Here is a 13,243-nt window from a genome sequence, read left to right on the forward strand (position 1 = left end):
TTCGCAGCCCGTTATCCTCCCTGGCTCTTCGGGACGGGGAGGGTGATGACGCGGCTGCGGGGGCGGGCGGCGGAGGCTTACGGCGAGGTCGGGGCACTGTTCGCGAGAGCCCGGGCGCTGCGGGACGACGCGGTCGGGCATGGCTGGGACAGCCTGGCCGAGGGCCTGCAGGCCTGTTCGGAGGCCCTGGACGTGGCCGTGGCCCAGCTGGACGAGGCCCTCGATGCGATCAGCGAGACGGCCGATCCCCTCGAGACCGCGATGCCGGCGGCCCCGGGCCTCACCGAGGTGGCGGCGATCCTGACGGCGACCCACGAACGCCTGATGGATGCGGCCCGCGCACTGCACTCGGCCGCGGAGTACCTGGAGGAGGCCCGGAACTGGGCCGAAATCACGGATTTCGAGGTGCTGGCCGGGCGGATCGAGCAGGTCCGCGACGAGATCGAGGAACTGCACCAGGACACCGAGACCTGGGCGGAGCAGGTCCGCACCGACCTGGGCCGGGCGCGTGAGGAGTCCGGCTCGGCCCTGGAAGCTCCTCGGCGAACGCCGCCCTCGGAGGCCGCAAAGAACCCACCGGGTTGCACCGGCCTCCCGGATGTCGTGGATCTGCTCGACCCGCGTCGTTTCGTGGAACCACCAGACACTGAGGACAGCCAGGATGCCGAGGTAATGCGCATCTACACGCGCATCATTCAGATGGCCGACGACGTCCCGCGCATTGCTCAGGTGCTCGGTGCCCCGATCGAGGTCATTGCGACGGTGAAGCGCCACTTTTTCCTGACCCGGCATGTCACACCGACTGGCCCCGGACAGACCGCCTACGGGTATTTCTCACCGGACGGAACTCAAGCCTCGCGGTGGGAATCAGTGGCGACCGGGTGTGAGCTGGATGCCGGCAACCTCGAGCTCCTGAGGAAATTCGTGGCGCACGAGTACGTCGAGGCCAGACTGATGGCCAGAGGGCTGCCGTACAGATCGCCGCATCCGGACTGTTACGCGAATCCGACGGCCAGCAATCAGGCCACCCGGAAGCATTATGGAGCCCATGACGTGGCTCCGAACGCACACGCCTCCGACGTCCTGAAGCACTGGCGACGATGGGGCCTGACCAGGCCGTCCGCCGGGGTGGTCGGCGATCTCTCCCGCATCGACGAGATAGTGGAAGCAGCCATGACCTTACTCAGGGAGGCCGGACGAGATGTTCGATGAGAAGATCGGCCTGACCGGCACCAGCCCCGCGATGATCAAGGCGGCTGAGGATCTGGTCGACCGGATCCAGCAGATCGTCTGGGACATCGAGTACGACGATGACGGGAAAGACCCGGTCACGTCCCGGGTGTTGCTCATGCGGGAACATCTGCGCAGGTCGGCGGTCTGGTGCACGACGATCGAGTCGCACCTGCCCGAGGGCCGGGTCCACCGGCAGTGGTACTTCAGAGACCTCGCGCAGCTCGTCGCGCCGGGGATCCGGGCGGAACAGGCCACGTTGGACCGGTTCCGGGCGCACTGGGCCGGGCGGATCAGCGGAGTGCACACGATCAACTCGATCTACCAGGCGTTGCATTGGTCTGCGCTCTCGGCATCCGGCGATCCTCGCTACGACAATGTGGCGCATCAGCTCGGCCCGGATGCCGACCCTTATGAACCCCTCCTGCGTTTCTTCGAGCGCGGGGGGGCCTACAGCCTGGCCGGTGGTGGTGAGATCGACATCGACTTCTACACCGGATTCCGGCCCGGCCAGACCCAGGACGTTCTCGCCCACGAACCCCTGCACGACCTCTCCCAGGAGAATCTCGACCGCATCGACGGCTTTCGCTGGGTCGCGCCCGGGCCCTCGCAGCCGCTGCTGTCCTGAGGGGTTCGCCGGCTCGCGAAACACAGCGACCCATGACCGAAACGGCCCGTTCGTTGACGATGTCGGCACCCGGTGATGGGATGCGGTAAACAGACGGATGAGGGCGTGCCATGAGCGTTTACACGCAGACGAGCAGGGGCACGACGTACCGGTTCGACGGGCTGGTCGAGCTGATGGCGAAGGCCACGCCGGCGCGCTCGGGTGACGAGCTGGCCGGATGCGCCGCCGGCAGCGATGCCGAGCGGGTGGCAGCGCAACTGGCGCTGGCAGACGTCCCCCTTTCGCAGTTTCTCGAAGAGCCGCTGGTGCCGTACGAGACGGACGAGGTCACGCGGCTCATTCTCGACACGCACGACGCGGTGGCGTTCGAGCCGGTGAGGTCGCTGACGGTGGGAGCGTTCCGGGACTGGCTGCTGGAGCTGGCGCCGCGTCCTGAAGCGGGTTCGGTGATGGGCGCGCTCGCCCCCGGGCTGACCCCGGAGATGGTCGCGGCCGTCAGCAAGCTCATGCGGAACCAGGACCTGATCGCGGTGGCGAAGGCGACCCGGGTGACCACGGCGTTCCGGTCGACCGTGGGGCTGCCGGGCCGGCTCGCCACCCGGTTGCAACCCAACCATCCCACCGACGACCTGCGGGGCATTGCCGCCGCGACCCTCGACGGGCTGCTGCTGGGGTGTGGTGACGCGGTGATCGGCGTGAATCCGGCGGGGGACTCGCCGCAGACCTGCGCCGATCTGCTGCACCTGCTCGACGGGATCCGCTCGGAGTACGAAATTCCCACGCAGACCTGCGTTCTCACGCACGTGACGACCACCATCGGGTTGATCGAGGCGGGGGTGCCGGTCGACCTGGTGTTCCAGTCGGTGGCGGGTACGCAGGCGGCGAACGAGGGGTTCGGGGTCTCGCTGTCGATGCTGAAGGAGGGCTACGAGGCGGGGTTGTCGCTGGGGCGGGGGACGGTCGGCAAGAACGTCATGTACATGGAGACCGGGCAGGGCTCGGCGCTGTCGGCAGACGCCCACCGGGGTGTGGGGGACCGGCCCGTGGATCAGCAGACCCTTGAGGCCAGGGCCTACGCGGTGTGCCGGGAGTACAAGCCGCTGCTTGTCAACACCGTGGTCGGTTTCATCGGCCCGGAATATCTGTACGACGGCAAGCAGATCATCCGGGCCGGGCTGGAAGACCACTTCTGCGGCAAGCTGCTCGGCCTGCCGATGGGCGTCGACGTCTGCTACACCAACCACGCCGAGGCCGACCAGGACGACATGGACACCCTGCTGACCCTGCTCGGCGTCGCCGGTTGCTCGTTCGTCATCGCGGTCCCCGGGGCCGACGACGTGATGCTCGGCTACCAGAGCACGTCGTTCCACGACGCGCTCTACACCCGGCAGGCACTCGGGATGCGTCCCGCGCCGGAGTTCGAGGCCTGGTTGCGGAAGATGCAGATGATGGACGACGACGGGCGGGTGCTGCCGGTCGAGGCGTCGTCCTCCGCTCTGCGGGCCCTGACGGGAGTGTCGCGGTGACGGACTTCTGGGACGAGCTGCGCGCGACCACCCAGGCCCGGATCGGGCTCGGCCGCGCCGGTGACGGCATGCCGACCTCGCGGGTGCTGGAGTTCCGGCTGGCCCATGCGGTGGCGCGGGATGCGGTGCACGATCCGCTGGACGTGGACGCACTGGTGGGTGAGTTGGTGCGTTCGGGCGTCTGTGCGGGAATTGAGGACGACGCTGGCACCGGCGCGGTCAGAGCGCCGGTGATCGAGGGGGAGCCCGGGAGGGCTCGGCTCGGTGCTCCGGTCGTGGTGACGAGCCGGGCGGCGAACCGTGCGGAGTACCTCCGGCGGCCCGACCGGGGCCGGCTGCCCCGGGATCTCGCGGGTCTGCCCGCGACCGGTGCGGACGTCGGATTCGTCCTGGCGGACGGTCTTTCCGCCCGGGCCCTGCAGACCCACGGCCCGGCTCTGCTCAAGGCGCTGGTCGAGGCCCTGCCCGCGACCTTCACCCTGGCCCCGCCGGTGATCGCCACCCAGGCCCGGGTCGGCCTGGGAGATCACATCGGCGCGGCCCTCGGTGTGAAGACGGTGCTCGTGCTCATCGGTGAACGTCCCGGCCTGTCGGTGGCGGACAGCCTGGGCGTCTACCTGACCCACCACCCGGAACCGGGCCGCCCGGACTCCGACCGTAACTGTGTCTCGAACATCCACAGCCCGGGCGGTCTGCCGTACGAGGCCGCGGCCCGGGTGATCGGTGGCCTGATCGCCGGGGCCCGTCAGCTGGGCCGCTCCGGCGTGGCCCTGAAAGACACCAGCCGCGAGGCCGCGATCGCCGCGTCCACCCCGGACGTCGCCCTGCCGTAGGCGCCTGTCGCCTGAAGGTCGGCACCTTCCGGTTCGTCGTCAGGCGATCCCCCGCCTCCGGCCGGGAGGTGCCCCCACTTCCCTGGTCACCCGAGCGCGGCGTCCGCCCGCTCGGTGACCTTGAGCAGAACGCTTGCCGCCGTGGCCTTCTCGGCCTCGGTGAAACCATCGAACAGGTAGCTGGTGACGGGCCTGACCTCGTCACTGATCCGGGTCCAGAGTTGCCGCCCGGAGTCGGTGAGGGCGAGCGCGTGCTTCTCGTCCGTAGCGAGATACCCGGCCTCGATCAGTGTGGTGACGCCGTCGCGGGCCCGTTGCTCGCTGATCCTGAGCCCGCCGGTGACGAAGGCGATCAGGTCGGGCTGCGGGATCGGGCCGCCGGTGCCGACGGCATTCAGCGGGATCCAGGTCTCGAAGCCGAATCCGGCCGGGGCGAGTTTCCTCTCCAGCAGGGCGCGGACGGCGTAGTGGGCACGGCCGATGTGCTGACCGGTGAGGGCAGTGCTCATGGTGCTGCTCCTTCGGGTGCCGGGTCGGGGTCGGGGTCTGGGCCGAGCAGGGTGCTGAGGTCTTCGCGGAACTGTTGGGCGCGAGGGCTTTCCGCGCCACCGAGAGGTTCCAGCAACTGGGCGACGAGCTGCCGGACGACGTCCACGGACCTCGCCGTGACCTCGGCCCCCTGAGGGGTGAGGGATAGCCGGACCGCCCGGGTGTCGGCCGGATCGGGCTCCCGCACGATCAGCCCGGTCGCCTCGAGCCCGCGCGCCAGTTTGGAGACGTAGAGCGGCTCCAGCCCGGTGTGGTCGGCGAGAACGCGCTGGCTGGGCGCACCGCCGTCGGCGCTCAGGGCGGAGAGCGAGGACAGGGCGACGTACTGGGCGTGGGTCAGGCCGAGTGAGGTCAGGGCCCGGTCGACGGCTACCCGCCAGCGCAGGGAGAGCCGCCAGATCAGGTGGCCGTGGGGGTGGACGGGTTCCGGGGGCGCCATGAATTCACGGTACATGGCGATAGTAGCCATGGCTAGTAAGCGATGGCGGCGGGCCGGGGTCCGTCGCGACCGCCGTGATCGTGCTGCCGTCCGTCGGCCGCTGGTACCTTCGCCCTCGTGACAGCGGTAGCAGTGATCGGCGCGGCCGGTCGGATGGGCAAGGCCACCTGCGAAGCGGTGGAGGCCGCCGGAGATCTGACGCTCAGTGCGCGGATCGGCCGGGGTGACGATCTTCTCGCCGGGATCAAGGGAGCCGACGTCGCGGTCGTCATGACCCCGCCCGACGGTGTGGACGACGTGGTCGCCACCTGTGTCGAGCAGGGCGTGCACGCGGTGGTCGGCACCACCGGCTGGACCGCGGAAGGTCTGGCGAAGGTGCGTGCGGCACTGAAGAAGTCGCCGTCCACCGGGGTTCTGCTGGCGCCGAACTTCGCGCTCGGCGCGGTGCTGCTCATGCGCTTCGCGGCCGAGGCGGCCCGGCACTTCGAGTCGGTCGAGGTGGTGGAACTGCACCACCCGAACAAGGCCGACGCCCCCTCCGGCACGGCCCGGCACACCGCCGCGAAGATCGCCGAGGCGCGGAGCGAAGCCGGGCTGGCGCCGTCGCCGGACGCCACCACGTCGGCCCTCGACGGTGCCCGTGGCGCGGACGTCGACGGCGTGCGCGTGCACTCGGTGCGCCTGCGGGGCCTGGTGGCCCACGAGGAGGTGCTGCTCGGTAACCCGGGGGAGCAGCTGACGATCCGCCACGACAGCTTCGACCGGATCTCGTTCATGCCGGGCGTGCTGCTGGCTGTGCGCCAGATCGCCGACCGCCCGGGCCTGGTGCAGGGACTTGAGAACTACCTGTAGCTGGTGACCGTCCCGGCCGCCGCCGTCGCGATCGCGTCTTCGATCGGGCCGCGGCGCCGGGGCGCACCCCACAGCAGGGCGATGACGATCGCCCCGACCACGTTCAGCACCAGGTAGGGCCACGGCGGCACGAGGTCACTGCCGCTGTTGAACCCGACCGCGAGCACGTGCAGGCAGTAGAGGGTCAGCGTCATCGAGCCGGCGGCGGCCAGCATGTGCAGCGGCACCCGGGCGATCGCCGGGATCTCACCGCGACGGCCCAGGGCGTGCACGGTCAGCAGGGTCAGGCCGATGACCAGCATGGACGTGCCCGTGGTGTGCACCAGGTCGGTGATCGAGCCGCTGTGGGCCACCCGCACGAGCAACCACCACGGGTCGTTGACCGGCGTGGTGCCGTAGAACCCGTCGTTCGGTGTCTGCCCGTCGGCGGAGTAACGACTCAGCAGGTCGCCGGTCACCAGTGTGGCGAAGCCCCCGCCCGCCCGGACCGCGAACTCCGACACCAGCCAGGCCCCGGCCGCCAGCGCGGCGCCGGTCGCCGCCACGGCCCCGGCGACACGAGGACTCCGCAGGGCCAGCCGGCCGATCGCCAGGCCCGCGAAAAGGTAAGTGGTCCAGGTGAGCACGGGGTAGTAACCGGTCAGCAGCAGATGCCGGACCACCGAGGCCACATCGGTGAGCGAGCGCCAGGACAGGTTGCTGCCGGAGTGCTCGTCCAGACCTCCCGCGCCTCGTAACCAGTAGCTGATCGCCGGCGTCACCACCGCGCAGAGCACGGCTGCCACCGCGAGAGCCCGCGCACCCCGGGCCAGCACCGGAACCGCGGCCAGGAACAGCAGCCCGTAGTAGGCCAGGATGATCGCGACCGGCGTGTCGACCAGCCCCAGCGTCAGGCCGAGCGCGACCAGCGCCCCCGACCGCACGAGCGTGGTGCGCCGGACCCGCGAGACCTTCTCCGCCGTCGGCCGGTCACCCCCGGAGGCCAGGGCCAGCCCGAGCCCGGCCAGCACCGCGAACAGCGCCGCCGCCCGCCCCCCGGCGATGTCGTGCACCACGCCCATCGCCCCCGTGTCCGACCCGCTGCCGGACAGCACGTGTGTGGCCATCATCCCGAACAGCGCGAACGACCGGGCGATGTCGATCCCGGTGAGACGCGCGGCAGAGGACGCACCCGGCCCGGTGGTCGTGGCCGCCGGGTGGGAAGGGGGCCGGCTGGTCATCGGGGGAGGGCCGTGGGGTGGGCAGGGAGCGGGAAAGTTCTACCGGCCAGGACTACGGCCCAGACAGGAGGTGTCACCGGAGAGATACTCGTGGAACGAGTCGGTTCCGCGCAGTGGTCCAGGTGCTGGGTGCCGGCGCGGGACGCGCGAAAGGTGGGCCGCGCACGTCCATCATGGCCCGGTGTCGCACTGCCCACCCGCGGACCGGGCTCAGTCACCCGCGGACCGGGCTCAGTCACCCGCGGACCGGGCTCAGTCACCCGCGGACCGGGCTCAGCCACCCGCGGACTCCGCGATGTCCGCGCTGTAGCGCGCCTCGGTGACCGTGGCCCCGTCGGCGCCGGCGAACGAGCGGCGGGCGCCGTCGGCGACCATGCCGGCGGAGGCGAAGAAGGTGGCGCGGGGCTCGTCGGCCTCGGGGACCCAGACCGTCATCGAGGTCAGGCCGTGACCCCGGAGATGGTCGACCGCCGCCGCCAGGAGCCGCGAGCCGTGCCCCTCGCGCTGGTGCCCGGGATCGACCGCGAGCACGCCCAGGGCGCCGACCCCTTCGGTCGCGTCTTTGTCGTCGCTCGGCGCGACCGCGGCGAAGCCGATCACCAGGTCGTCGGAGACGGCCACGAACACGCCGTGTTTCGGGCTCGGCGGCCGCAGCACCGCCTCCCGCCAGACCGGGGTGAGTTCTTCGGGGTTGAGCGCGGCCAGGGCCGGCGCGGGCAGCAGACTCGCGTACGCCAGCCCCCAGGCGCGGGCCTGGATGGAGCCGATGACGGCGGGATCGCCGCCGTGGGCGGGCCGGACCAGGACGTTCGATGCCATGTGAGACATCATTCCACCCGGCACCGACAGTTCTGGGGCGCTGGCTAGTCTGGCTCCGTGGCCGACACCGTTTCCCTGGGCTCGCTGACCGGGCGCACCTTCTCCGCCGTCCTGTTCGACATGGACGGCACGCTGATCGACTCGACCCCCGCCGTGGAGCGTTCCTGGCTGCGCTGGGCCGACGAGTTCGGCGTCCACCTGACCGGTTTCGGCAGCTGGCACGGCATTCCGGCGGCGCAGATCGTGACCCGGTTCCTGCCCGAGGAACAGTGGGAGACCGCCGTCCGGCGGATCGAGGAGATCGAGACCCAGGACGTCGAGGGCATCGTGGTCCTGCCCGGCGCCGCCGGCGCCCTGGCCGCGCTGGCTCCTTCGGGCCGTTCGGCGATCGCCACCTCCTGCGTGCGCGACCTGGCCCTGGCCCGGATCGGGGTCACCGGCCTGGTCCCGCCGCAGGTACTGGTGACCGCGGACATGGTGAAGGTGGGCAAGCCCGATCCAGAGCCCTACCTCCTGGCGGCGCGGCGGCTCGGGGTGGACGCCTCGGACTGCCTGGTGGTGGAGGACGCCCCGGCCGGCCTGGCCTCCGGCCGGGACGCCGGTGCCGCCCGGCTCGCGCTCGCGACCACGCACCCGGCCGACGCGCTGGAGGCCGAGGCCGTGGTGAAGGACCTCTCCGCGGTGCGTTTCGTGGTGACCGACGAGGGCGTCCAGGTCGTCCCGGCCTGACCCGGGAAGGCTCACCGGAACTGTCGGTGGGTCCGCGTACGATCCCAGCCATGAAGTCGACGCAGTACGAAGACCTGCTCAGGCACGTGATGGCCACCGGCGTCACCAAGTCCGACCGGACCGGTACCGGCACGCGCAGCGTCTTCGGTCACCAGATGCGCTTCCACATGAGCGACGGCTTTCCGCTGATCACCACGAAGAAGGTGCACTTCAAATCGGTGGCGGTCGAGCTGCTCTGGTTCCTGCGCGGCGACTCGAACATCAGCTGGCTGCACGAGAACGGCGTCACCATCTGGGACGAGTGGGCCTCCCCGGAGGGTGAGCTCGGCCCGGTGTACGGCGTGCAGTGGCGCTCGTGGCCCAGGCCGCAGGGCGGCCACGTCGACCAGATCGCCGACCTGGTGCAGACCATCCGCACCAACCCCGACTCGCGCCGCATGATCGTGTCGGCCTGGAACGTCGCCGAGATCGAGAACATGGCGCTGCCGCCGTGTCACCTGCTCTTCCAGTTCTACGTCGCGAACGGCGAGCTGAGCGTGCAGGTCTACCAGCGCAGCGCCGACCTGTTCCTCGGCGTGCCGTTCAACATCGCCAGTTACGCCCTGCTGCTGCACCTGGTCGCCCAGCAGACCGGCCTGGTCCCGGGCGAGCTGATCTGGACCGGCGGCGACTGCCACATCTACGACAACCACGTTGATCAGGTCACCGAACAGCTGGGTCGTGACGTGCGTCCGTTCGCCGAACTGAAGGTCAGCAAGGCCGCGAGCCTCTTCGAGTACACCTACGCAGACCTCGAGCTGGTCGGGTACGACCCGCACCCGCTGATCCGCGGGAAGGTGGCGGTGTGACGCTCTCGCTGATCTGGGCGCAGGCCCGCGGCGGGGTGATCGGGCGCGACGGCGACATCCCCTGGCACGTCCCGGAAGACCAGGCGAACTTCCGCCGTCTCACCCGGGGGTGCGCCGTGATCATGGGTCGTGCCACCTGGGACTCCCTGCCCGAACGCTTCCGTCCCCTGCCCGATCGGGTCAACGTGGTGATCACCCGTGACCCGTCGTGGAAGGCCGACGGCGCGGTCGTGGCCCACACGGCGCGGCAGGCCCGGGAGCTGGCCGGTGACGGTGACGTCTGGGTGATCGGCGGGGGAGCGGTCTACGCCGAGTACCTGCCGGCCGCCGACCAGCTCGTGGTCACCGAGGTCGACCTGGACCCAGCCGGCGATACATACGCCCCGGAGACCGGTCCCGGATGGGCGCCGGATGCCGGTGACTGGCTGGAGTCAAGAACGGGCATCCGATATCGGTTCATCACGTACCGTCGCCGGTAATCAATCACGCAGCGTGGGGGAGGGAACCGTGTACTACGAATTGCCATGTGACCCGCATCACTTCTCGGCGGTTTCCGTAACATCCCTGCGTGGCAGACCGATGAGCCTGGCGGGTCCCGACGCTGCTCGAACCCCCGAGCGAGCCAGCGTCGGGACTCACTGTTTTGCCGCACGCCCCGGGAATATTCACTGTCGGCGCGGTCCGGTCCGGGGTGCCGGATTTGCGGTCCGGCCCGGCGGCGCACCTCGCATCCTCCGGTCGTCGCGGAGGGTGGGCAGGAGCACTTACGGTGCGCGGATGGCCGGGGACCGCGGACGGTGCCCGTCGCTTCCCGCGAACCCGGTGACGCTGGGCGGCTGCTCACCGTGACAGCGAGCCCCCGGGCGGCCGTCATCGAACAGGCCCCCGCGCCCGGTACCTTTGGCGCCATGCCCGTGGAACCTGTCACCCGTTCGTTCGGTTCTGTCGGCGTGGCCATGGTCACGCCCCTCACCGACACCGGGGAACTCGATCTGGACGCCGCCCAGCACCTGGCGACGCACCTGATCGACGACGGGTGCGACGCCCTGGTGGTCTCCGGCACCACCGGCGAGTCGCCCACCACGAGCGACGTGGAGAAGGAGCAGCTCCTGCGGGCGGTCGTGGAGGCGGTGGGGGAGCGCGCGGTGATCATCGCGGGCATCGGCACGAACGACACGGCCCACACCCTCGAGCTGAGCCGTCAGGCCGCCAAGGCCGGGGCCCACGGCCTGCTGGCCGTGACGCCCTACTACTCCAAGCCCTCGCAGGCCGGCCTGACCGCGCACTTCACCGCGGTCGCCGACGCGACCGGGCTGCCCGTGATGCTGTACGACATCCCGGGCCGGTCGGGCATCCCGATCCAGACCGAGACCCTCCTGCGGCTGGCCGAGCACCCGCGCATCGTCGCGGTGAAAGACGCCAAGGACGACCTGTACGCCGGGTCCTGGCTGCTCGACCGGACGGGTCTCGAGGTGTACTCGGGCTCCGATCAGCTGAACCTGCCCTGGCTCAGCATCGGCGGCTCCGGCATGATCAGTGTGGTCGGCCATGTCGCGGCCGCGCAGTACCGGCGGATGGTCGAGGCCGTCGACGCAGGTGACCTGGTCACCGCGCGACGGATCAACTCCGAGGTACTGCCTGCGGTCCGTGGCGTCATGACCCGCGCACAGGGCGCGGTGATGGCGAAGGCCGCCCTGGAACTCATGGGTGTACTGCCCAACAGAACAGTACGACTGCCGCAGACGGCGGCGACGAACGAGGAGGTAGCGCTGCTGCGCAGCGACCTCGAGGAGGCAAAACTTCTTTGAACCTGGCAATTGAGACCGGTGCCTCACAGCAGCGCGCCGGTAATGGCGCCTGCCGCGAGGTGACCGCGTGAACAAGACCCCGAACGAGCAGCTCGGCCTGCCCAAGCCCATGAAAGACGGCGCGCTGCGCGTCGTCGCTCTCGGCGGCCTGGGCGAGGTCGGCCGCAACATGGCCGTCCTGGAGCACAAGGGCAAGCTCCTGATCGTCGACTGCGGAGTCCTCTTCCCCGAGGACCACCAGCCCGGCGTCGACCTGATCCTGCCCGACTTCTCCTACATCGCCGATCGCCTCGACGACGTGGTCGCCGTGGTGCTCACGCACGGCCACGAAGACCACATCGGCGCCGTGCCGTACCTCCTGCGCCTGAAGAACGACCTGCCGCTGATCGGTTCCCAGCTCACCCTGGCCCTGGTCGAGGCGAAGCTGAAGGAACACCGCATCACCCCCATCACGCTCGCCGTGAAGGAGGGGCAGACCGAGACCTTCGGTCCGTTCGAGTGCGAGTTCGTCGCGGTCAACCACTCGATCCCGGACGCGCTCGCGGTCGCCGTCAAGACCAGCGCCGGCACCGTGCTGCACACCGGTGACTTCAAGATGGACCAGCTGCCGCTGGACGGCCGGATCACCGACCTGCGCGCCTTCGCCCGCCTGGGCGAGGCCGGCGTCGACCTGTTCATGCCGGACAGCACCAACGCCGAGGTGCCGGGCTTCACGATCTCCGAGCGGGAGATCACGCCGGTCCTGAACTCGGTGTTCGGCGCGGCCGAGCGCCGCATCATCGTGGCCTCGTTCGCCTCGCACGTGCACCGGGTGCAGCAGGTCCTCGACGCCGCGCACGCGCACAACCGCCGGGTGGCCCTGGTCGGCCGCTCCATGGTGCGCAACATGGGCATCGCCCGTGACCTGGGCTACCTGAACGTGCCGCCGGGCGTCCTGATCGACATCAAGGCCGTGGGCGACCTGCCCGACGAGCGCGTCGTGCTGATGTGCACGGGTTCGCAGGGTGAGCCGATGGCCGCGCTGTCCCGGATGGCCAACCGCGACCACCGCGTCGAGGTGGGGGTGGGCGACACCGTGGTGCTCGCCTCGTCCCTCATCCCCGGCAACGAGAACTCGGTCTTCCGCGTGATCAACGGGCTGACCCGCCTCGGTGCGAAGGTCGTGCACCAGGGCAACGCCCGGGTGCACGTCTCCGGCCACGCCAGCGCCGGCGAGCTGCTGTACTGCTACAACATCATCAGGCCGAAGAACGTCATGCCGGTGCACGGCGAGATGCGGCACCTGGTGGCGAACGCGGAGCTGGCCGTCAAGACCGGCGTCCCGCGCGAGCGCGTGCTGGTGGCGGAAGACGGTGTGGTCGTCGACCTGATCGACGGCAAGGCCGCGGTCGTCGGCAAGGTCGAGTGCGGCATGGTCTACGTGGACGGTTCCACCGTCGGCGAGATCACCGAGGCCGACCTGAAAGACCGCCGCATCCTCGGTGAGGAGGGCTTCATCTCCATCATCGTGGTGGTCGACCCGACCAGCGGCAAGGTGGTGGCCGGGCCGGAGATCCATGCCCGGGGCTTCGCCGAGACCGAGGCCGTGTTCGACAAGGTCCGTCCCCGCATCGTCGACGCCCTGCGCGACGCGGCGAACAACGGCACCAACACCGACACGCACCAGCTCCAGCAGATCGTGCGCCGTGTCGTCGGCCGGTGGGTGAACGAGTCCTACCGCCGTCGTCCGATGATCATTCCCCTGGTGATCGAGGCCTGACAT

14 protein-coding genes are annotated in these 13,243 nt (G+C 70.2%); 10 read left to right on the forward strand and 4 right to left on the reverse strand.

What is annotated here, in order from left to right; genetic code table 11:
* The first annotated feature begins 45 nt into the window (after positions 1-45).
* The 4 genes from LR393_RS27880 (at position 46) to eutC (ending at position 4,217) form a co-directional block, all read left to right on the forward strand.
* Positions 46-1,212, forward strand: coding sequence for a DNA repair protein RecN (locus LR393_RS27880; RefSeq protein WP_231487866.1), 1,167 nt, complete (start codon positions 46-48; stop codon positions 1,210-1,212).
* Positions 1,202-1,858, forward strand: coding sequence for a hypothetical protein (locus LR393_RS27885; protein WP_231487867.1), 657 nt, complete (start codon positions 1,202-1,204; stop codon positions 1,856-1,858). The genes LR393_RS27880 and LR393_RS27885 overlap by 11 nt, the downstream gene beginning before the upstream one ends.
* 110 nt (positions 1,859-1,968) lie before the next feature.
* Entirely contained in the window at positions 1,969-3,384 is a 1,416-nt protein-coding gene (locus LR393_RS27890; protein ID WP_231487868.1) for an ethanolamine ammonia-lyase subunit EutB, read from the forward strand.
* On the forward strand, positions 3,381-4,217 hold the full coding sequence (gene eutC, locus LR393_RS27895) for an ethanolamine ammonia-lyase subunit EutC (RefSeq protein WP_231487869.1): 837 nt from the start codon (positions 3,381-3,383) through the stop codon (positions 4,215-4,217). Before LR393_RS27890 ends, eutC begins: the two co-directional genes overlap by 4 nt.
* A gap of 86 nt (positions 4,218-4,303) precedes the next feature.
* Here eutC and LR393_RS27900 read toward each other — a convergent pair whose 3' ends face one another.
* On the reverse strand, positions 4,304-4,726 hold the full coding sequence (locus LR393_RS27900) for a MarR family winged helix-turn-helix transcriptional regulator (protein ID WP_231487870.1): 423 nt from the start codon (positions 4,724-4,726) through the stop codon (positions 4,304-4,306).
* Positions 4,723-5,205: a MarR family winged helix-turn-helix transcriptional regulator gene (locus LR393_RS27905; protein ID WP_231487871.1), complete on the reverse strand. Its 483-nt coding sequence runs from the start codon at positions 5,203-5,205 to the stop codon at positions 4,723-4,725. Before LR393_RS27905 ends, LR393_RS27900 begins: the two co-directional genes overlap by 4 nt.
* A gap of 117 nt (positions 5,206-5,322) precedes the next feature.
* Here LR393_RS27905 and dapB point away from each other — a divergent pair, with 117 nt between their 5' ends.
* Entirely contained in the window at positions 5,323-6,057 is a 735-nt protein-coding gene (gene dapB, locus LR393_RS27910) for a 4-hydroxy-tetrahydrodipicolinate reductase (RefSeq protein WP_231487872.1), read from the forward strand.
* Here the strand turns inward: dapB and LR393_RS27915 are convergent.
* Both LR393_RS27915 and LR393_RS27920 read right to left on the reverse strand, forming a co-directional pair.
* Complete coding sequence (locus tag LR393_RS27915) at positions 6,048-7,277, reverse strand: heparan-alpha-glucosaminide N-acetyltransferase domain-containing protein (protein WP_231487873.1); 1,230 nt, start codon at positions 7,275-7,277, stop codon at positions 6,048-6,050. The two genes, dapB and LR393_RS27915, sit on opposite strands and share 10 nt — an antisense overlap.
* A 273-nt stretch (positions 7,278-7,550) precedes the next feature.
* A complete protein-coding gene (locus LR393_RS27920) occupies positions 7,551-8,096 on the reverse strand; it encodes a GNAT family N-acetyltransferase (RefSeq protein WP_231487874.1) in 546 nt (181 codons plus the stop codon).
* Between the two features lie 57 nt (positions 8,097-8,153).
* Here LR393_RS27920 and LR393_RS27925 point away from each other — a divergent pair, with 57 nt between their 5' ends.
* The 5 genes from LR393_RS27925 to LR393_RS27945 all read left to right on the forward strand — a co-directional run bounded on the left by LR393_RS27925 (position 8,154) and on the right by LR393_RS27945 (position 13,240).
* Positions 8,154-8,825, forward strand: coding sequence for an HAD-IA family hydrolase (locus LR393_RS27925; protein ID WP_231487875.1), 672 nt, complete (start codon positions 8,154-8,156; stop codon positions 8,823-8,825).
* A 50-nt stretch (positions 8,826-8,875) separates the two neighbouring features.
* Positions 8,876-9,673, forward strand: a complete 798-nt coding sequence (locus LR393_RS27930) for a thymidylate synthase (protein WP_231487876.1) — start codon at positions 8,876-8,878, stop codon at positions 9,671-9,673.
* The gene (locus LR393_RS27935) at positions 9,670-10,152 is read left to right on the forward strand and encodes a dihydrofolate reductase (protein ID WP_231487877.1); all 483 of its coding nucleotides are present in this window, start codon (positions 9,670-9,672) and stop codon (positions 10,150-10,152) included. The genes LR393_RS27930 and LR393_RS27935 overlap by 4 nt, the downstream gene beginning before the upstream one ends.
* A gap of 429 nt (positions 10,153-10,581) precedes the next feature.
* Positions 10,582-11,481 carry a 4-hydroxy-tetrahydrodipicolinate synthase gene (dapA, locus tag LR393_RS27940; RefSeq protein ID WP_231487878.1) on the forward strand — a complete coding sequence of 300 codons (900 nt, stop codon included), beginning with the start codon at positions 10,582-10,584 and terminating at the stop codon, positions 11,479-11,481.
* Positions 11,482-11,590: 109 nt separating this feature from the next.
* A complete protein-coding gene (locus tag LR393_RS27945) occupies positions 11,591-13,240 on the forward strand; it encodes a ribonuclease J (protein ID WP_231487916.1) in 1,650 nt (549 codons plus the stop codon).
* Positions 13,241-13,243: the final 3 nt, after the last annotated feature.

Origin of the sequence: Kineosporia mesophila, assembly GCF_021129235.1 — a bacterium.
GTDB lineage: Bacteria > Actinomycetota > Actinomycetes > Actinomycetales > Kineosporiaceae > Kineosporia > Kineosporia mesophila.